This window comes from Subtercola frigoramans (assembly GCF_016907385.1).
Taxonomy (GTDB): domain Bacteria; phylum Actinomycetota; class Actinomycetes; order Actinomycetales; family Microbacteriaceae; genus Subtercola; species Subtercola frigoramans.
The window spans coordinates 2,748,643-2,767,536 of record NZ_JAFBBU010000001.1 but is presented as its reverse complement, the minus strand read 5'-3'; the positions used below and the strand labels follow the sequence as shown (position 1 = coordinate 2,767,536).

15 protein-coding genes and 3 rRNA genes are annotated in these 18,894 nt (G+C 62.3%); 14 read left to right on the top strand and 4 right to left on the bottom strand.

Annotated features, from left to right (window positions below; all coding sequences use genetic code 11):
* Positions 1–132 precede the first annotated feature (132 nt).
* Positions 133–1,152 carry an ABC transporter ATP-binding protein gene (locus tag JOE66_RS12925; RefSeq protein WP_205110037.1) on the top strand — a complete coding sequence of 340 codons (1,020 nt, stop codon included), beginning with the start codon at positions 133–135 and terminating at the stop codon, positions 1,150–1,152.
* On the opposite strand, the gene JOE66_RS12920 is transcribed toward JOE66_RS12925, so the two are convergent.
* On the bottom strand, positions 1,138–1,842 hold the full coding sequence (locus JOE66_RS12920) for a YoaK family protein (RefSeq protein WP_307827194.1): 705 nt from the start codon (positions 1,840–1,842) through the stop codon (positions 1,138–1,140). The two genes, JOE66_RS12925 and JOE66_RS12920, sit on opposite strands and share 15 nt — an antisense overlap.
* Positions 1,843–2,015: 173 nt before the next feature.
* Here JOE66_RS12920 and JOE66_RS12915 point away from each other — a divergent pair, with 173 nt between their 5' ends.
* From JOE66_RS12915 to JOE66_RS12890, 6 genes are all read left to right on the top strand, one after another.
* Positions 2,016–3,119: an acetamidase/formamidase family protein gene (locus tag JOE66_RS12915; protein ID WP_205110035.1), complete on the top strand. Its 1,104-nt coding sequence runs from the start codon at positions 2,016–2,018 to the stop codon at positions 3,117–3,119.
* Between the two features lie 215 nt (positions 3,120–3,334).
* Positions 3,335–4,582, top strand: coding sequence for a pyridoxal-phosphate-dependent aminotransferase family protein (locus tag JOE66_RS12910; protein WP_205110033.1), 1,248 nt, complete (start codon positions 3,335–3,337; stop codon positions 4,580–4,582).
* On the top strand, positions 4,582–5,862 hold the full coding sequence (locus tag JOE66_RS12905) for an allantoate amidohydrolase (RefSeq protein ID WP_307827193.1): 1,281 nt from the start codon (positions 4,582–4,584) through the stop codon (positions 5,860–5,862). The genes JOE66_RS12910 and JOE66_RS12905 overlap by 1 nt, the downstream gene beginning before the upstream one ends.
* Positions 5,859–6,743 carry a MurR/RpiR family transcriptional regulator gene (locus JOE66_RS12900; protein WP_205110031.1) on the top strand — a complete coding sequence of 295 codons (885 nt, stop codon included), beginning with the start codon at positions 5,859–5,861 and terminating at the stop codon, positions 6,741–6,743. The genes JOE66_RS12905 and JOE66_RS12900 overlap by 4 nt, the downstream gene beginning before the upstream one ends.
* Positions 6,744–6,895: 152 nt before the next feature.
* Positions 6,896–7,246, top strand: a complete 351-nt coding sequence (locus tag JOE66_RS12895) for a YciI family protein (protein WP_205110029.1) — start codon at positions 6,896–6,898, stop codon at positions 7,244–7,246.
* Entirely contained in the window at positions 7,243–8,655 is a 1,413-nt protein-coding gene (locus JOE66_RS12890; protein WP_307827192.1) for a sigma-70 family RNA polymerase sigma factor, read from the top strand. Before JOE66_RS12895 ends, JOE66_RS12890 begins: the two co-directional genes overlap by 4 nt.
* Here the strand turns inward: JOE66_RS12890 and JOE66_RS12885 are convergent.
* Positions 8,610–9,266, bottom strand: a complete 657-nt coding sequence (locus JOE66_RS12885) for a nucleotidyltransferase family protein (RefSeq protein ID WP_205110027.1) — start codon at positions 9,264–9,266, stop codon at positions 8,610–8,612. The two genes, JOE66_RS12890 and JOE66_RS12885, sit on opposite strands and share 46 nt — an antisense overlap.
* A gap of 46 nt (positions 9,267–9,312) precedes the next feature.
* Here JOE66_RS12885 and uraD point away from each other — a divergent pair, with 46 nt between their 5' ends.
* From uraD to JOE66_RS12855, 6 genes are all read left to right on the top strand, one after another.
* Positions 9,313–9,834 carry a 2-oxo-4-hydroxy-4-carboxy-5-ureidoimidazoline decarboxylase gene (gene uraD / locus JOE66_RS12880; RefSeq protein WP_205110025.1) on the top strand — a complete coding sequence of 174 codons (522 nt, stop codon included), beginning with the start codon at positions 9,313–9,315 and terminating at the stop codon, positions 9,832–9,834.
* Positions 9,831–10,175 (top strand): hydroxyisourate hydrolase, encoded by a 345-nt coding sequence (gene uraH, locus JOE66_RS12875; protein WP_205110023.1) that lies wholly within the window; start codon positions 9,831–9,833, stop codon positions 10,173–10,175. The genes uraD and uraH overlap by 4 nt, the downstream gene beginning before the upstream one ends.
* Before the next feature lie 551 nt (positions 10,176–10,726).
* A 16S ribosomal RNA gene (locus JOE66_RS12870) occupies positions 10,727–12,252 on the top strand.
* 499 nt (positions 12,253–12,751) lie between these two features.
* Positions 12,752–15,872: ribosomal RNA gene (locus tag JOE66_RS12865) — 23S ribosomal RNA — on the top strand.
* A gap of 192 nt (positions 15,873–16,064) precedes the next feature.
* Positions 16,065–16,181, top strand: a 5S ribosomal RNA gene (rrf, locus tag JOE66_RS12860).
* Together the 16S, 23S and 5S rRNA genes form the textbook arrangement of a ribosomal RNA operon.
* A 91-nt stretch (positions 16,182–16,272) precedes the next feature.
* Positions 16,273–16,677 carry a hypothetical protein gene (locus tag JOE66_RS12855; RefSeq protein ID WP_205110021.1) on the top strand — a complete coding sequence of 135 codons (405 nt, stop codon included), beginning with the start codon at positions 16,273–16,275 and terminating at the stop codon, positions 16,675–16,677.
* A gap of 21 nt (positions 16,678–16,698) precedes the next feature.
* Here the strand turns inward: JOE66_RS12855 and istB are convergent, their stop codons facing one another.
* Both istB and istA read right to left on the bottom strand, forming a co-directional pair.
* The gene (gene istB, locus JOE66_RS12850; RefSeq protein ID WP_205110019.1) at positions 16,699–17,457 is read right to left on the bottom strand and encodes an IS21-like element helper ATPase IstB; all 759 of its coding nucleotides are present in this window, start codon (positions 17,455–17,457) and stop codon (positions 16,699–16,701) included.
* Entirely contained in the window at positions 17,457–18,665 is a 1,209-nt protein-coding gene (gene istA, locus JOE66_RS12845; protein WP_205106297.1) for an IS21 family transposase, read from the bottom strand. Before istA ends, istB begins: the two co-directional genes overlap by 1 nt.
* On the opposite strand from istA, the gene JOE66_RS12840 reads away from it, so the two are divergent.
* A complete protein-coding gene (locus JOE66_RS12840) occupies positions 18,658–18,882 on the top strand; it encodes a hypothetical protein (RefSeq protein WP_205110017.1) in 225 nt (74 codons plus the stop codon). The two genes, istA and JOE66_RS12840, sit on opposite strands and share 8 nt — an antisense overlap.
* Positions 18,883–18,894 lie beyond the last annotated feature (12 nt).

Below are 18,894 nucleotides of genomic sequence, written 5' to 3'. Positions count from 1 at the left end.
TTCATCTGCTGTTCACAGGGCGTCCATCCGATTCGCTGCCCCCGACGAGGTCGTGCTCGTAGGTTCGTCTGACAAGCGCGCGAGGTCTCGTACGCGCTGGTCGGCAGTGGGGTGGGGTGACAGGCGATGGCGATGGTCAGTACCCGTTCGCGCTCGGCAGTCCAGCTCACCGATCTCGTCAAGCGCTATCGCTCCGGAGTGGTTGCGGTCAACGGCCTCACGGTGAGCGTCGAACCCGGTGAGATCATCGCGCTGCTCGGGCCTGCCGGTGGAGGCAAGTCCACCGTGCTCCGCGTCATCGCCGGCCGCGAGAGCCCGACCAGCGGCGAAGTGCTCATCGGGGCCGAACCGGCCCACGTGGGCGGAGCCCGACACAGAGGCGGGCACCAGTGCGAGCTGATCACCGATTCCCGTTTCCGGAACACGCTCCTGGCTCCGGAGAGTGCGTGCCGGCATCTGCGCGACGTCGTCACACGAGCTCTGGCATCAAGGCCCGAGGTGGTGATGCTCGACGAGCCATTCGGTTCAGTGGATGCCCGGTCCCGCGTTCTGCTGAGGGAAGAAGTCCGCCGCATCCATGCCGAGCTCGGCATCACGATGATTCTCGCCACCCAGCACCACGATGATGCCCTGGCGATCGCTGACCGCGTCGTTGTGCTGCGTTCGGGCCGCGTGGAGCAGATCGGGCGGCCGGAGGAGATCTACCGGGAGCCGGCGAATGCGTTCGTCGCCGAATTTGTCGGCCAGGTCAACCGGTTGCCCGGTGAGGTTCGAGGGGGATTCGTCGAGGTCTATGGAGCGTGGATCCCGCTTCTCACTCCCGTGGCGCCGCCGGGGCCGGCCTTCGCCCTGGTCAGGCCGGAAGACATCGTGCTTCTCCCGCCTGAACACGGCGAAGCGGCGCCGAGCGGGACGACCTCCAGAATTGACGCAATTGTGAACGGTGTTGTCGTCGGTTCGAGTTTTTTGGGCTCGACGAGACTCACGAGCGTGCTCCTCGTCGACGGCACCCAGGTCATCGTTCAGCATCATCCGGGCATAGTGCCGCAGACGGGCGAGTGCGTGAGACTCGGCTTCACTGGCGCGTGCGTCTCCGTCCAGTTGCGGAGTCTGCGGCCACGACAGGCCGGGGCGGATTCAGTTCGCGTCTGAGCCTGCTGTGGCGTGCTGGCGAGCGCCGACGTGCCCGAGAATGGCGACCGCCACGGTGATCAGCGCAGAGAGCGAAACTCCCCAGCCCAGCCCGAGTCGCAGCAGCAGGGCGCCCACTCCGGCTCCCAGCGCGATCAGGAAGATCGCCGCTGCGCGGCGGAACCAGGGCTGGCCTTTCCCTCCGGCGAGGCGCGAATCCGCGGCGAAACCGGTGATCGTCGAGGTCACCACAACGGTTGTCACGTCTTTCACGCCGATGTGCCGCGCCGTGCCGGCCTGAATGCCCATGGCGATCGCGAGGAAGAGCGTCACGATGTACTCCTGCGGTTTCGGCGGTGTGCCACCGTAGATCAGCAGTGTGATCGCGAGGCCGACCATGATGACGGCGACCGTCGTCAGCAGCGAGGTGCTGCGGTGGGTCCAGCCGGCTTTGATCGGGCGAAGGATCCGCCCCGCGATCACAGCGCCCAGCATGAAGCTGAGCAACGCGATGACCGGCCCGATGATCGGAAGGCCATCCGCGCCCGCCAGGGCCATGCCGAGAATCACGACGTTGCCTGTCATGTTGCCGGTGAAGACCCGGTCGAGCCCGAGGTAACCGACGGCGTCGACGACGCCAGTTGAGAAGGTGAGGGCGAGCATGAGGCCGAGGTGCAGGTTCTCGGGGTTGGAGCTGAGTCGTCGAATCACAAAGGGTCCTCTGCTGTGTGGGGGTGATGGTGTGTGGCGAGCCGCGGGCCGGTGCCACGGCGGGGGTCGGTCAGTCGGTCAGTATGCAGTGTCAGTGGTGCGACGGGGCCGCTGCCGCGGGCCGGTGTCGCAGGGCGGTACTCTCGAATCGTTGACGGAAGGCAGATCCCCTGATGATCCTCGAACCACTCCAGCCCGGGAACGGCCCTATCCGTTCACAACACTATCTGCCTGCAACAGGCCGGAATGTGCTCTGGGGGAGGCTGCCCTGCGCCGCCGATGAGGCCGTGCTCGACATCGAATCGGGTGATGACGTCACCATCGACACGCTGAGTCACGAGGGCATCCTCGAAGACCAGGGTCGCGACCCGCGCCGGTTCTTCGGTGGCCACGGGGTGGACGGGCACTACGTTCTCGACGACGCCATCGCCATCGCGGCCTCCGACTACCCTCGCGATCGCGCCGTCGACGGGCCCCACGTCGTGACCGGGCCCATTCGCGTGCGGGGGGCGAAGCCCGGCGATCTGCTCAAGATGACCCTCGTCGAAGCGCTGCCGAGAGTGCCCTACGGCGTCATCTCCAACCGCCACACCAAGGGTGCCCTGCCGGGTGAGTATCCCCAAGGGCTCGAGACGGTGAGTGCGTACGCCGAGGTCGACGAAGACGCCGATGGAACCCGGGTGGGCACCCTGCCCCTCGTGCACGGCGGACCCAAGCTCGTGAGGTTCCCCCTCGCGCCGTTCCTCGGCATCATGGGCGTAGCCGTCTCGGGCGACACCCGCCCGCACTCCGTTCCGCCGGGGCCGCACGGGGGCAACATCGACATCAATCTCCTCACCGCCGGCAACTCGCTCTACCTTCCGGTCCAGGTCGCGGGCGCGCTCGCGTACGTCGGAGACCCGCACTTCGCCCAGGGCGATGGGGAGGTCGCCCTCACCGCCATGGAGGCCTCGCTCCGCGTGACGGTGCGCTTCGAGGTCGTTCCCCAGGCGGATGCCCTGCAGCAGTTCGGCCGCCTCATCGGCCCCCTCGCCGAGACCCGTGACTTCCTCGTCCCCACCGGCATGAGCCTCGACCTCGACGAGGCCGTGCAGCACTGCGTGCGGGCGGCGATCTCGCTGTTGGGCGCCCGCTACGGAATGGACTCGCACCTCGCCTACGCCTACCTCAGCGCGGCCACCGACTTCAACATCTCCCAGGTCGTCGACATCGTCAAGGGCGTGCACGCGCGCATCCGTGTCTCCGACTTCGACGGGGTCCCCCGCCACGCCGGTTGAGTAGGCTCGCGCAGCGCGCCGTATCGGAACCCCCTCGCGACATCGTTTCAATACGCAACGCTGCGCGCCGCGCCACTCACCCAGCGGCCTGCAACATCCCTGAAACACTTGTTGCGTATACTGGAACCCTGAAACACTTGGATCACACCCACCCGTAGCGCCCCGAGGAGCACCCCATCGCCAGCCTGCCCATCAACCCTCCCTCCCGCCTGCTGATGGGCCCGGGCCCGATCAACGCCGACCCGCGGGTACTCCGCGCCATGTCGGCCCAGCTGGTGGGCCAGTACGACCCCGCAATGACGGCCTATATGACCGAGACCATGGGCCTCTATCGCCAGGTCTTCAAGACGCAGAACGAGCAGACCCTGCTCATCGACGGCACCTCCCGGGCAGGCATCGAAGCCGCGATGGTGAGCATGATCGAGCCGGGTGACCGAGTGCTCGTGCCAGTCTTCGGCCGCTTCGGCCACCTCCTTCGAGAGATCGCCGAGCGCTGCGGTGCAGAGGTCCACGTGATCGAGGCTGAGTGGGGCACGGTCTTCACTCCGGAGCAGATCGAGGCAGCCATCATCCAGACGCAGCCCAAGATCCTCGCGGTCGTGCACGGCGACACCTCCACCACCATGGCTCAGCCCCTCGACGAGCTCGGCGCGATCTGCCGCGCGCACGACGTCATCTTCTACACCGACGTCACCGCCTCGCTCGCCGGCAACACCTTCGAAGCCGACGCCTGGGGCCTCGATGCCGTGACGGCTGGCCTCCAGAAGTGCCTCGCCGGCCCCTCCGGTTCTGCGCCGGCCACGTTCTCAGCGAAGGCCGTCGACCTCGTCAATTCCCGAAAGAGCATCGAGGCGGGCATCCGGTCAGAGGGTGACGAGGTCACCGCGACCCCGATCCGTTCGAACTACTTCGACCTCGCCATGATCTTCGACTACTGGGGTGTCAAGCGCCTCAACCACCACACCGAGGCCACCACCATGCTCTACGGCTCGCGGGAATGCGCGCGCCTGCTCGTCGAAGAGGGTATCGATGAGGCGGTCGAACGGCACCGGATGCACGGCGGAGCCATGCTCGAAGGCCTCCGCGGCCTCGGCCTCACCATCTTCGGCGACGAGTCGCACAAGATGAACAACGTGACCGCCGTGTTCATCCCCGACGGTGTCTCCGGCGACGCCGTGCGGGGCGAACTGCTCGACGACTTCGGCATCGAGATCGGTACGAGTTTCGGCCCCCTTCACGGCAAGGTCTGGCGCATCGGCACCATGGGCTACAACGCCCGCAAAGACACTGTGCTCACGACGCTCTCGGCGCTCGAGCAGGTTCTTCGGCGTGCCGGGGCGAACGTCGTCGGCGGTTCTGGTGTGCGGGCCGCGTACGACTTCTACGCCAGTGAGTCTGGCGGCCCTGTTGCGGCCGCCACGCCGGAGGTCGCGCCGGCGCTCGCCGAGAGCCTGGCGCTCTAGTGCAGCAGGGCCAGACTGTATCGGTACCATCCGCCAGCGCGGCGATCGACCGAACCAGCGCGCTCTCGATCCTGGCTCGCTGCGACGAACTGGCTGCCCACAGCACGCTCCCCGGCGGGCTGATCAAGCGGGTCTACCTCTCGAACGAACACCGTGCGGTCAATGCCCTCGCAGCCCAGTGGATGATCGAAGCCGGCATGCGCACCTGGCAGGATGCTGCTGGCAACCAGTGCGGGCGACTCGAGGGGCGAACGCCGGGCCTGCCCGCGCTCCTCCTCGGCTCTCACCTCGACACCGTTCCCTCCGCCGGTCGCTACGACGGCATCCTGGGGGTGCTCATTGGGATCGCCGCCGTCGACCGGATCCACGCCAGCGGCACAGAGCTGCCCTTCGCCCTGGAGGTCGTCGCGTTCGGCGACGAAGAAGGCACCCGGTTCGGCCGCGCACTCCTCGGCTCCCGCGCACTCGCCGGCACCTTCGACCGCGACTGGCTCGACCTCAGCGATGCCGACGGAATCTCCCTCAGCGATGCCTACCGGGCCTTCGGGCTCGACCCAGAGAACCTGGGCGATGCGGCCAGGGGCTCTGACGATCTCATCGGCTACCTCGAGGCGCACATCGAGCAGGGCCCGTACCTGGAGGAAGCCGACCAGGCACTCGGAATCGTCTCCTCCATCGCCGGAGCCCGCCGCTTCGCCATCACGGTGACGGGCAAGGCCGGCCACTCCGGCACACCGTTCGACCGTCGGCACGATGCCCTGGCTGGTGCCAGCGAGATCGTCACGCTCATCGAGCGCACGGCTCGCGATGCCGGCCTCATCGCGACGGTCGGGCACCTCGACGTCTTCCCGAACGCGGTCAACGTCATTCCGGGTCGCGTGGAGCTGAGCCTCGACCTGCGCGCAGAATTCGACACCGAACGCGATGCCGTCTTCGAACGGCTGTCCACCATCATGACGGAGATCTGTCACTCCCGCGGGCTGACTCTCGACATTCGCCAGACGCACAATGCCCCTGCGGTCGCCTGCAGCCCTGGCCTGCGTGAGGCCATCGCCGTGGGCATCGCCGCGACCGGTCAGAAAGACGCGCAGCTCCTGCTGAGCCGTGCGGGTCACGACGGCATGGCTGTCGGCGATCTCACCGAGATTGCCATGCTGTTCATCCGGTGTCGCGGGGGAGTCAGCCATCACCCCGACGAGCACGTCACAGCGGCCGACGTCGCCAGTGCCACAGATGCGTTCGAATCCGCCGTGCTCTCGCTGGCTGGTGCGACCCTGTGACCCTGGCTCCCGCCGCACCGATCGGCCAGCGCATCGACGAGTCATACGGCGACCTCTCGCCACAGGAACAGCGCGCGGCGGACTTCATCCTCGATCATCTGGCCGACCTCGCCGTCTACAACGCCTCAGAGCTCGCGCGGCTCAGCGGCGTGTCCAAGGCAACGGTCTCGCGGCTCTTCCGCAGCCTCGGCTTCAGCGATGCCCAGGAGGTGCGCGACCACGCCAGGGCCCTCCGCAACCAGGGCGTTCCGATCGGCGGCATCTCGCTCGGTGAGCCGCAGGCAGAAGGGGGGCTGCCTGCCGGTACCAGCGCAGCACTGAACTCTCACATCGAGCAGGAGCTGTCGAACATCCGCACCGCACTGCTCGCTGTAACCGACGGCAGAGTCGCCGAAGCCGCCCGCATTCTCGCCGCAGCACGCCGCGTCGTCGTGATCGGCCTGCGGAATTCGTATCCGGTGGCCCTTCATCTGCGCCAACAGCTCATCCAAGGACTCGACGACGTTCGCCTGGCGCCGCAGCCCGCGCAGTCGATCGGTGAAGAACTCGCCGGCCTCGGGCCCGAAGACGCCGTGGTGATCGTCGGTTTCCGCCGCAGGCCCAGCGGGTTCACCCGGGTGGTGGATGCTGTACGGCACCGCGCCGTTCCCCTGGTGTTGATCGCCGATTCCTCAGCGGGCCGCTTTGCCGACGACGCGAGCGTCTGGCTCGACTGCCCGGTCGACAGCGTGTCGGCCCTCGACAGTTATGCGGCGGCGAACAGCCTGGTCGCCCTCCTCGCGAGCGAAACTCTCGGTGTCGCCGCAACGGGCAGCCGCACGCGTATCTCGTCGATCAACCGGCTCTACGGCGACCTCGGGGAGCTCGAGCCGACGGTCTGAGTGGGCGCTTCTCCTGCCTCAGACCGGCCCGAATCGAAATATTCTGTGCCCGACACGAATTTTCTTGCCGCCGTGTCCTTTCGGTGGCACTCCAATCGTTCCTACAGTAGAGCCAACCATCCGGGCTGGCTCGACCGAACCTAGGAGTACTCATGCCTCTCTACGCTGCCATCATCTACTCAGCCGATGTCGACTGGTCGCTGCCCGAATACGCTGACGAAACGAAGGAGTACATGGCCTTCAGCGAGAGCGCTGCCGCCGTCATCCGGGGCGGCGCTGCGCTCTACCCCACGGCGACCGCAACCACCGTCACCGTTCAGGGAGGCAAGGGCGGGGACGTGGTGCTGAGCGACGGCCCCTACGCCGAGACCAAAGAGGCACTCACCGGCTTCTACCTGCTCGAATGCGCAGACCTCGATGAGGCGATCCGCCACGCCGCCACCATCCCCGGTGCCTGGAACGGGGCCATCGAGGTCAGGCCGGTCCTTCCACTCATGTCGTGACAACCGGCGAGACCACCCCGGGCGTCGGGTCGGTGATGAGCAGCGCTCCTCTCCGACCCGACGCTCGAGTGTCCTCCGACGTGGTGGGATCCGGCGGGATCCCCGGCGAGCCGATGCCCACGGACGCGATGGCCGCGGACGCGATGCCCGCAGACGCGATGCAAGCCGACCTGGCGCTCGCCGAGTTCCTCCGAAGCGAGGGGCGCCGGGTCGTCGCGACCCTCACTCGTCAACTCGGCGACCTCACGCTGGCTGAAGACGCCGTGCAGGACGCGTCGCTCCGAGCACTTCAGGCATGGACCCGCGACGGCGTGCCCGAGAACCCCAGAGCGTGGCTCTTCGTCTCAGCAAAGCGTCGCGCCATCGACATCCTCCGCCGCGAGAAGACGCGATTCGACAAAGAACGGCAGGCGACCATCATGACTGCCCTAGCGGCTCCGGATGATGCACCCCACGATCTCGAAGACGACCAACTGCGACTCATCTTCACCTGTTGCCACCCTGCCCTGTCGACCGAGGCCCAGGTCGCGCTCAGTCTGCGCGTACTCTGCGGACTCACCGTTGCCGAAGTCGCCCGCTCCCTCCTCGTCTCTGAGCAGACGATGGCCAAACGGTTGACCCGGGCTCGTACGAAGATCGCGAAGGCTCGCATTCCCTACGTCGTGCCCGGCCCCGACGAACTTCCCGACAGGGTCAACGGAGTCACGACCACGGTCTATCTCCTCTTCGGCGAGGGGTATGCCTCGCTCTCCGACGGGCCGGCCCTGCGCAGTGCCCTGGCCGATGAGGCGATCCGTCTTGGGCGCCTGCTCACCGTTCTGTTGCCCGGCTCTCCAGCCGTCGAAGGCCTTCTCGCGACCATGCTCCTCCAGCACTCGCGCCTGCCAGCCCGCTTCGACGCGAATGGAGACGTGGTGCTGCTGGCCGACCAGGATCGCGCGCTCTGGAACTCCGCCCTCATCAACGAGGGGGTGGCGCTCGCCGCCGCCGCCATCACACACAGCCCTCGTCAGCCCGCACGGTTCGCCGTGACGGCGGCAATCGCCGGGTGCCACGCCTTGGCTGCAGATCCCTCGGAGACGGATTGGCTCGCGATCCTGAGTTGGTATGACGTTCTTGCCACGATCGACCCGAACCCGGTGGTGAAATTGAATCGGGCAGCGGCACTCGCCGAGAGCGGATTTCCCGCCGAGGCCCTGGCCGAGGTCGATGCGCTGGCCGGGCTCGACTCGTACTTCTGGTTCCACGCCACCCGCGCCGAGCTCCTGGCGCGCCAGGGTGCCGCCGCCGAGGCCTCCGTTGCCGCGCAGCGGGCCCTCCAGCTCACCGACTCCGAACCGCAACGCCGTCTGCTGCGTCTGCGCTATCCACCGGTGCCGGGCGCGACGTCGTCCGGGGTGCCGCTGTAGTCGACGTCGGTTCCGTCCCACAGCTCGCCACACTCAGCCGACACGGCATTGTGCTCGGCGAGATAGTTCTTCGCCCCGGCATCGCCAGACAATCCGGCAGCCAGCGCCCCCCAGTGCGCCCTGCCGATGAACACCGGATGCCCGGGCGCACCCGAGTACGCAGCCTGAACCAGGGCGTGCTGTGCCCCCCGCGTATCGAATGCCCGGGCGATCACGCGCTCGACTGCCGACAGGGGCAGGTCTGGCAGATCGACCAATGTCACGATCAGGCCGGCCGCCACCGGTGCATGCGTGGCAAGCTCGGCGATTCCCGCACGAAGCGAAGCGGCCATGCCCGATACCCAGTCGTCGACCACCACGATGAGCACGTCCGTGTCAGCGCCGAACTCTTCTCCGATTACGGCTACGGCATTGTCGGCATCGGCACCGACGGCGATGACGACAGGTGAGCATCCGGCAGCCTGGAGCGTGCGCGTGCTGCGTACCACCCAGGCCTCACCCGCGGCGGTGCGAGCCAGCGCTTTCGGGCCACCGAACCGGCGTCCCGCCCCCGCTGCGAGAACGAGGCCCGCGACCTGCGCCGGTGCCGATTCCGCTGCTGCTGAGCTCATCCGCCCATCGTATCCGGGGCCGATAAACTGAGGTCATGAGGCTCTTGTGCTGAACCTGACGACTGACGAACTCCGTTCGCGGCTTCGTGGCTGCTTGAACGTGAACCGGTGGGTCGACGACGTTGCAGGGCAAGCCCCTTTCGACTCTGTCGATCAGCTTCTCGACGCAGCCCGGAATGCGGCAACCCCGCTCACCGAACCAGAGATCGACGAAGCGCTTGCCGATCATCCACGCATCGGTGAGAAGCACGCAGGGCAGGGTGCAGCCCAGGCCTTCTCGAAGTCAGAACAGTCCTCGGTCGACGCAGACGACGTCGAGGTCAACGCAGCCATAGCGCGCTGCAATGCCTCCTACGAACAGCGATTCGGCCGGGTCTTCCTGATCAGGGCCAAGGGTCGCTCCCGGGCGGAGATCCTCGGCGAACTGACCCGTCGTCTCGAGCTCGACCCCGAGACTGAGGTGGGCATCGTCGCCAGCGAACTGCGGGACATCACGATGCTCCGGCTCCGGGCGGTCGCAGAAGAGATCGACGCCGAGTCGTCACAGAGCCAGGAGTTGCAGAAATGACCGAACGCAGCCATGTGACCTCTCATGTGCTCGACTCGACCACGGGCAGGCCTGCCAGGGGAGTGGAGCTCGTTCTCGAATCACAGACCGGCGGTGAGTGGATGCCCGTTGCATCCGCCACCACCGACGCCGACGGCCGCGCAACCTCCCTCGGCCCCGTTGCTCTGCCCGCCGGTCGCTACCGGGTGACGTTCGACACCGGGGCCTATTTCGGTGCGCAGAACAGGCAGACGATGTACCCCGAAGTGTCGATCACCTTCGAGCTCGCACACCCGGGCGAGCACTATCACATCCCGCTCCTGCTCAGCCCGTTCGGTTACTCGACCTATCGAGGTAGCTGAGACACGCCGGTTGTGGCGCATGATTTCGGGCTTCATCAGCTCGATTTGCATCATCGCCAAAACCCCCATAGAGTAACTACTCGTCACCCCAAAGGTGCCGGAAAGCCGCAGAGCTTCCGGGCCTCAAGTGGGGGCCATCCCCCGCAAACAAGCAAGTCATTCCTTAGGGAATCTCTGCTTGCGAGCGTAAGATGTAAAACCACTCCCGCAACAGTCAGTTCGGGTTTTCTTGGCGACTCTTCAACTGCCTCGAATGCCTCGATTTGACAAGGATGCAGAGAGTGATAAGATAGTAAAGTTGCCCCGAACTGCTTCTCTCTCAGAGAGTCAAGCGCTTGGGAGCGTCCGATCTTTGAGAACTCAACAGCGTGCACATTGTCAAATGCCAATTCCCCGTGGCACCTTTTGGGTGTCCGGGTTCCTTTGGGAAATGAAATTAGCGATTGCCTTTCGGGGTGGTCGCGGACAAGCAAGTCAGTAATGATTTGTTCTGTCAGTATCGAACTTGTCAGTCAGCATTCGATTCCCGTTTGTTGGTTGGCGCGTAAGCATTTACGGAGAGTTTGATCCTGGCTCAGGACGAACGCTGGCGGCGTGCTTAACACATGCAAGTCGAACGATGATCCAGAGCTTGCTTTGGTGATTAGTGGCGAACGGGTGAGTAACACGTGAGTAACCTGCCCTTGACTCTGGGATAAGCACTGGAAACGGTGTCTAATACCGGATATGACCTTCGGCCGCATGGCCTGTTGGTGGAAAGATTTTTTGGTCAAGGATGGACTCGCGGCCTATCAGGTTGTTGGTGAGGTAATGGCTCACCAAGCCTACGACGGGTAGCCGGCCTGAGAGGGTGACCGGCCACACTGGGACTGAGACACGGCCCAGACTCCTACGGGAGGCAGCAGTGGGGAATATTGCACAATGGGCGAAAGCCTGATGCAGCAACGCCGCGTGAGGGATGACGGCCTTCGGGTTGTAAACCTCTTTTAGTAAGGAAGAAGAACTTCGGTTTGACGGTACTTGCAGAAAAAGCACCGGCTAACTACGTGCCAGCAGCCGCGGTAATACGTAGGGTGCAAGCGTTGTCCGGAATTATTGGGCGTAAAGAGCTCGTAGGCGGTTTGTCGCGTCTGCTGTGAAAACTGGAGGCTCAACCTCCAGCCTGCAGTGGGTACGGGCAGACTAGAGTGCGGTAGGGGAGATTGGAATTCCTGGTGTAGCGGTGGAATGCGCAGATATCAGGAGGAACACCGATGGCGAAGGCAGATCTCTGGGCCGTAACTGACGCTGAGGAGCGAAAGCATGGGGAGCGAACAGGATTAGATACCCTGGTAGTCCATGCCGTAAACGTTGGGAACTAGATGTAGGGGCCATTCCACGGTTTCTGTGTCGCAGCTAACGCATTAAGTTCCCCGCCTGGGGAGTACGGCCGCAAGGCTAAAACTCAAAGGAATTGACGGGGGCCCGCACAAGCGGCGGAGCATGCGGATTAATTCGATGCAACGCGAAGAACCTTACCAAGGCTTGACATATACCGGAAACCTGCAGAAATGTAGGCCCCGCAAGGTCGGTATACAGGTGGTGCATGGTTGTCGTCAGCTCGTGTCGTGAGATGTTGGGTTAAGTCCCGCAACGAGCGCAACCCTCGTTCTATGTTGCCAGCACGTTATGGTGGGAACTCATAGGAGACTGCCGGGGTCAACTCGGAGGAAGGTGGGGATGACGTCAAATCATCATGCCCCTTATGTCTTGGGCTTCACGCATGCTACAATGGCCGGTACAAAGGGCTGCAATACCGTAAGGTGGAGCGAATCCCAAAAAGCCGGTCTCAGTTCGGATTGAGGTCTGCAACTCGACCTCATGAAGTCGGAGTCGCTAGTAATCGCAGATCAGCAACGCTGCGGTGAATACGTTCCCGGGCCTTGTACACACCGCCCGTCAAGTCATGAAAGTCGGTAACACCCAACGCCAGTGGCCTAACCCGTAAGGGAGGGAGCTGTCTAAGGTGGGATCGGTGATTAGGACTAAGTCGTAACAAGGTAGCCGTACCGGAAGGTGCGGCTGGATCACCTCCTTTCTAAGGAGCACGTTCATCGGTCCTCTGTATACAGGGACATAAACGGTGACAGTCATTTCAACGGAAGTTATCTGTTGGTGGCGCTCATGGGTGGAACATTTGACATTCACGTAGTGCGTGGTTGGTTGTTAGTACGACCCTTTCGGGGGTTTGGAACAGGGCTGGTTATCGTAACCGTGTTGTGCACGCTGTTGGGTCCTGAGGGACCGGGCAGCTTTTTCGTCGTTCACAGGCCTTTTGGGTGTGTGGGGGGTGGGAGGGTTGGCTGTAACTTGTTTGGACCTTATTTCGGCCCTGGCTTTGTGCTGGTGGTTGTTTGGGGTACCGCCCGTATTTTGAGAACTACACAGTGGACGCGAGCATCTTCAGATGTGTCACGTAAATGAACCGGATGGCCTTTGGGTTGTGCGGTGATTGTTGCGGGCACTGTCTGATAATCAATGTTCCCCGGACTTTCGGGTTCGGGATAAACATTGGTCTTTGTTGTGTAATTTTGTTTGTTGAAGTTTTTAAGAGCAAACGGTGAATGCCTTGGCATCTGGAGCCGAAGAAGGACGTATAAATCTGCGATAAGCCTCGGGGAGCTGATAATAGAGCTGTGATCCGAGGGTCTCCGAATGGGGAAACCCCGCCAGGCCCGTGAGGTGACCTGGTGACTCCCGCCTGAATATATAGGGCGGGTAGAGGGAACGTGGGGAAGTGAAACATCTCAGTACCCACAGGAAGAGAAAACAACATGTGATTCCGTGAGTAGTGGCGAGCGAAACCGGAACAGGCTAAACCGATCATGTGTGATAGCCGGCAGGCGTTGCATGGTCGGGGTTGTGGGACTTTTCAGCAGTTACTGCCGTACTGCGAGGATTACAGCGCCATATAGACGAATGGGATTGAAAGCCCAGCCGTAGCAGGTGCCAGCCCTGTAGTCGAAATGTGGTTATGGTCCGAAGAGTATCCCAAGTATCGCGGGGCCCGAGAAATCCCGCGTGAATCTGTCAGGACCACCTGATAAGCCTAAATACTCCCAGATGACCGATAGTGAACAAGTACCGTGAGGGAAAGGTGAAAAGTACCCCGGGAGGGGAGTGAAATAGTACCTGAAACCGTTTGCTTACAAGCCGTCGGAGCGCCCTTTGTTGGTGTGACGGCGTGCCTTTTGAAGAATGAGCCTGCGAGTTAGTGATCAGTGGCGAGCTTAACCCGTGAGGGGAATGCGTAGCGAAAGCGAGTTCGAATAGAGCGTTTGAGTCGCTGGTTCTAGACCCGAAGCGAAGTGATCTATCCATGGCCAGGTTGAAGCGACGGTAAGACGTCGTGGAGGACCGAACCCACTTCAGTTGAAAATGGAGGGGATGAGCTGTGGATAGGGGTGAAAGGCCAATCAAACTTCGTGATAGCTGGTTCTCTCCGAAATGCATTTAGGTGCAGCGTTGCGTGTTTCTTGCCGGAGGTAGAGCTACTGGATAGCCGATGGGCCCTAAAAGGTTACTGACGTTAGCCAAACTCCGAATGCCGGTAAGTGAGAGCGCAGCAGTGAGACGGTGGGGGATAAGCTTCATCGTCGAGAGGGAAACAACCCAGACCACCATCTAAGGTCCCTAAGCGCGTGCTAAGTGGGAAAGGATGTGGAGTTGCATAGACAACCAGGAGGTTGGCTTAGAAGCAGCCACCCTTGAAAGAGTGCGTAATAGCTCACTGGTCAAGTGATTCCGCGCCGACAATGTAACGGGGCTCAAGCACGCCACCGAAGTTGTGGCATTTATATTTTTGGCAGGCCTTCGTGGTCCAGCCGTATGGATGGGTAGGAGAGCGTCGTGTGGCCAGCGAAGCGGCGGTGTAAACCAGCCGTGGAGGCCACACGAGTGAGAATGCAGGCATGAGTAGCGAAAGACGGGTGAGAAACCCGTCCTCCGAAAGATCAAGGTTTCCAGGGCCAGGCTAATCCGCCCTGGGTAAGTCGGGACCTAAGGCGAGGCCGACAGGCGTAGTCGATGGACAACGGGTTGATATTCCCGTACCGCAGAAGAACCGTCCAAGCCAATCCGCTAATGCTAAGCATCTGAAACCAGATAGACCGATCCCTTCGGGGTGAGGCGTTTTGGCGTAGCGTGCGACCCGATGTGGTGCGGTTAGCGTATTAACAGGTGTGACGCAGGAACGTAGCTGAGCCGGGCGATGGTTGTCCCGGTCTAAGAATGTAGGCCGAGGGGTAGGCAAATCCGCCCCTCTTATAAGGCTGAGACTCGATGGGTACCCTTCAGTGGGGAAATCAGTGATCGTCTGCTGCCAAGAAAAGCATCGGCGTGAGGTTCCATGTGCCCGTACCCCAAACCGACTCAGGTGATCAGGTAGAGAATACTAAGGAGATCGAGAGAATCGTGGTTAAGGAACTCGGCAAAATGCCCCCGTAACTTCGGGAGAAGGGGGGCCGGAGCTGTGAAAGGACTTGCTCCTGGAGCAGTGTATGGCCGCAGAGACCAGTGGGAAGCGACTGTTTACTAAAAACACAGGTCCGTGCCAAGTCGCAAGACGATGTATACGGACTGACGCCTGCCCGGTGCTGGAAGGTTAAGAGGAAGAGTTAGCCGCAAGGCGAAGCCCAGAATTTAAGCCCCAGTAAACGGCGGTGGTAACTATAACCATCCTAAGGTAGCGAAATTCCTTGTCGGGTAAGTTCCGACCTGCACGAATGGCGTAACGACTTCCCAGCTGTCTCAACCGCGAACTCGGCGAAATTGCACTACGAGTAAAGATGCTCGTTACGCGCAGAAGGACGGAAAGACCCCGTGACCTTTACTATAGCTTTGTATTGGTGTTCGGTGTGGCTTGTGTAGGATAGGTGGGAGACTGTGAAGCGGGCACGCTAGTGCTGGTGGAGTCATTGTTGAAATACCACTCTGGTCACTCTGGATATCTAACTACGAACCGTAATCCGGTTCTGGGACAGTGCATGGTGGGTAGTTTAACTGGGGCGGTTGCCTCCTAAAGAGTAACGGAGGCGCCCAAAGGTTCCCTCAACCTGGTTGGCAATCAGGTGGCGAGTGTAAGTGCACAAGGGAGCTTGACTGTGAGACTGACAAGTCGAGCAGGGACGAAAGTCGGGACTAGTGATCCGGCAGTGGCTTGTGGAAGCGCTGTCGCTCAACGGATAAAAGGTACCTCGGGGATAACAGGCTGATCTTGCCCAAGAGTCCATATCGACGGCATGGTTTGGCACCTCGATGTCGGCTCGTCGCATCCTGGGGCTGGAGTAGGTCCCAAGGGTTGGGCTGTTCGCCCATTAAAGCGGTACGCGAGCTGGGTTTAGAACGTCGTGAGACAGTTCGGTCCCTATCCTCTGCGCGCGCAGGAAATTTGAGAAGAGCTATCCCTAGTACGAGAGGACCGGGATGGACGAACCTCTGGTGTGTCAGTTGTACTGCCAAGTGCACCGCTGATTAGCTACGTTCGGAACGGATAACCGCTGAAAGCATCTAAGCGGGAAGCCGGCTTCGAGATGAGATTTCCATACCATTTATGGTGAGAGGCTCCCAGGAGACTACTGGGTTGATAGGCAGGATGTGGAAGCACCGACGAAAGAGGTGTGGAGCTGACCTGTACTAATAAGCCGATAACTTCAACACCACCACCACACCCCCGCAAGGGCCCGGTGTGGCTGAAAATCTTTGCGCAACAAAAACACTCGCGTCCACTCTGTGGTTCCCGACATACGGTCGGGTCACAACCAAACCCGCTAACGGTTTGGCACAACTAAACATGAACGAAGCTAAACACTTCCGAACATTTTAGACACCCCATCAGGATGTCCCTAATGTTTCGGCGGCCATAGCGCGAGGGAAACGCCCGGCAACATTCCGAACCCGGAAGCTAAGACTCGCAGCGCCGATGGTACTGCAAGGGAGACCTTGTGGGAGAGTAGGACACCGCCGGACTCACTCTAGAAACACGACAGAGGCCCACCCCACCAGGTGGGCCTCTTGCCGTTAACGGATGTCTCTCGAATTCGGTCTCTATAGTGACCAGGTGAGCGATGAGCTGCTGAAGCCGAGATGGTCCCTTCCTCTGTGGGCGGTGTGTGTGCTCTTGAGCCTTCTCTCGGCCGGCGTGCTCTTCTTGGCCGCTGCCGTGGCCCCCGTGCCTGAGCACCTCCACTCCCACGTCTCCATCACCGTCGATGGAGTGCCGCAGGTAGTACCGGCAAATGTGGGAATCGATGAGAAGACACAGGTGACGTTGCCGTTGCACACGCACGAGGCCACAGGCATCCTTCACGTCGAATCGCCCATTCAGCGCACGTTCGAGCTGGGGGAATTTTTCGCCGAATGGGGTATCCCGCTCGATTCAGAGGGTGTCGGAGACTTTCGCCAATCGTCGACCGAGTCGTTCATGTTAACGCCAACTCAATATGGGGCCACGGTTGCCAACTGAAAACAGGGCCACGTGGTTTGTTTAGTCTGTCGTACTTGTGATTGTTTTGTGGCCGCGGAGCCGGTAGCTTGTGCCTTTGAGGCTGAGTACGTCGGCGTGGTGCACGACGCGGTCGATCATCGCTGACGCGATGGTCGGGTCGCCGAACACTTCACCCCAACGCCCGAATGGCAGGTTCGAGGTGAGGATCAGTGACGCGTGTTCGTACCGTGATGACACGAGTTGGAAGAACAGATTCGCGGCGTCTTGATCGAACGGGACGTAGCCGACCTCGTCGATGACGAGCAGGCTGTACCGGCGAAGCCGGGTGAGTTCGGCGGCGAGCTTGCCGCGGGAGTGCGCCTCCTGCAGCCGGGTGACCCAGCCGTTCGCAGTATCGAAAAGCACCCGGTGGCCGCTCTTCGCAGCTTTGATGCCGAGCCCGATCGCAATGTGCGTCTTCCCCGTACCCGGGGGTCCGAGGAGGATGACGTTCTTCGCTTCCTGAAGGTAAGCGCTCGTGCCCAAGTGTGCGATGAGGGTGCGGTCGGCGCCAGGCTGGTGGTCGTAGTTGAACTCTTCCAACGTCTTGAAACCGGGAAACCGGGCAGCCTTGATCCGAAGCGTCGCCCCTGATGCTTCCCGCTCGGAAACCTCGCGCGACAGCACGGCGGCGAGGTACTCCTCGTGTGACCACCCGTCCGCACGGGCTTGCTCGCCGAGCCGGCGGAAACCCTCACCGACCCGAGGCGCTTTCAATGCACGGGCGTAGTACTCCAACTGGGATTCGAGCTCGGACATCAGGCCACCTGCCCGGTACCGAAGAGGTCGTCGTAGGAAGCAAGATCGCGGGTTTCGACAGCTTCCAACGGCCGGTAGCCGCGGACCTGTTTGAACGCCTGCCGCAGCACTGCCGCCTCGGCAACATGGGCCGGATCGGTGACGATCAGCTGGCGGGCCCACTCCCGCTGATGCACCGCGATGACAGTGCCGTCATGGGTGACAGTGACCTGGTGCAGGTCAGCAGTAACATCAACGATCCGACCGATCATGCCCGGACTGACCGAGTAATCGTTCGTGAAAACCCGCACGTAGTAATCCCGAGGCAGCCTGACCGTGTTCCGGAACAGCACCTCCGGTGGCACCGGCGACAAGGCCCGCATCGCGGCCCGATCACGGCCGACAAGCTCGGCGGGTTTCCCGCGCCGTGAGCGCGAGTAGCGGGCATTCGCGACGGGCAACCAGTCAACGAGCTGGTTGTTGAAATCCGCTGGCGATGCGAAGCTGCGGCCAGGCATGAACCTCGAGCGGAAGAACTGATTCATCCGCTCGACCATGCCCTTGGACTCCGGATCCCGCGGTGGCAGCAGCACGATCTTCGTCCCCAACGTGCCAGCGAACGCGGCAGCGGGCTCGGTGAGCTTACGCCGGCCGATACCGGTCTCGTTATCCCAGACCAACCGCTCCGGCACCGCGCCGGCCTGCTGCAACAGCTGCCACATCCCGCCGAGGAGGTCGGGGGTTGTCCGGGAGGGCAGCATCAACGCTTGGATGTTCCCCGAGAACGTCGACGTCATCACCAACACCGGCGGCATGCCGTGCTGATCATGACCCAGCGGGATCGCCTGGTGCGGGAACCACAGATCGCATTGCACCTGCACACCGGGCTGGTGATCGATCCGGTCAGCGGGATCCGGCGGCAGATATTCAGGCCGGATCGCTGCGACCCTCAACCGGAACAACGACGACGAACCCGACCACCCCACCCGCTCCGCCAGGGCTGGCGACGGCATCCGCGGCGAGTCGGTCAGCAGCTTCCGAACCGCCGGTGCGACCTCATCGAAACTCGACCCCGTCAACGCCCGCTCATACCGCGGCACCCGGTCAGCCTGCAACGCCCGATCGATCGTCCCTCGCGAAACGCCAAGCCGTTTCGCGAGTTCTCTTTTCGAGTGCCCGCCCGACGCATACAACCGACGAATTTCTGCCCAGTCATCCAAAGTGATCACCTTCCATAGTGGTTGGTGGCCCTGTTTTCAGTTGGCAGTACTGGCCCTGTTTTCAGTCGGCGTTAACACGTTCAGCGTCTTCGTGAACCAGCGACCGTTCGAAGGCGACCCGGCAACCATCGTGCTGACCAACAAGTTGGACATCGATCTTGTTCTGGCCCCACGAGGAACGACGCCAGCCCCGAGTGCGCCGTTTGCCTGGCCTGCTGAGTACTGAGGCGCGCCTGGG

What these genes read in the sequence shown, in the direction of transcription:
- JOE66_RS12925 (WP_205110037.1), top strand. Translation starts at nt 133, where the DNA reads ATGGTCAGTACCCGTTCGCGCTCGGCAGTCCAGCTCACCGATCTCGTC.
- JOE66_RS12915 (WP_205110035.1), top strand. Translation starts at nt 2,016, where the DNA reads ATGATCCTCGAACCACTCCAGCCCGGGAACGGCCCTATCCGTTCACAA.
- JOE66_RS12910 (WP_205110033.1), top strand. Translation starts at nt 3,335, where the DNA reads ATGGGCCCGGGCCCGATCAACGCCGACCCGCGGGTACTCCGCGCCATG.
- JOE66_RS12895 (WP_205110029.1), top strand. Translation starts at nt 6,896, where the DNA reads ATGCCTCTCTACGCTGCCATCATCTACTCAGCCGATGTCGACTGGTCG.
- JOE66_RS12885 (WP_205110027.1), bottom strand. Translation starts at nt 9,266, where the DNA reads ATGAGCTCAGCAGCAGCGGAATCGGCACCGGCGCAGGTCGCGGGCCTC.
- uraH (WP_205110023.1), top strand. Translation starts at nt 9,831, where the DNA reads ATGACCGAACGCAGCCATGTGACCTCTCATGTGCTCGACTCGACCACG.
- istB (WP_205110019.1), bottom strand. Translation starts at nt 17,457, where the DNA reads ATGTCCGAGCTCGAATCCCAGTTGGAGTACTACGCCCGTGCATTGAAA.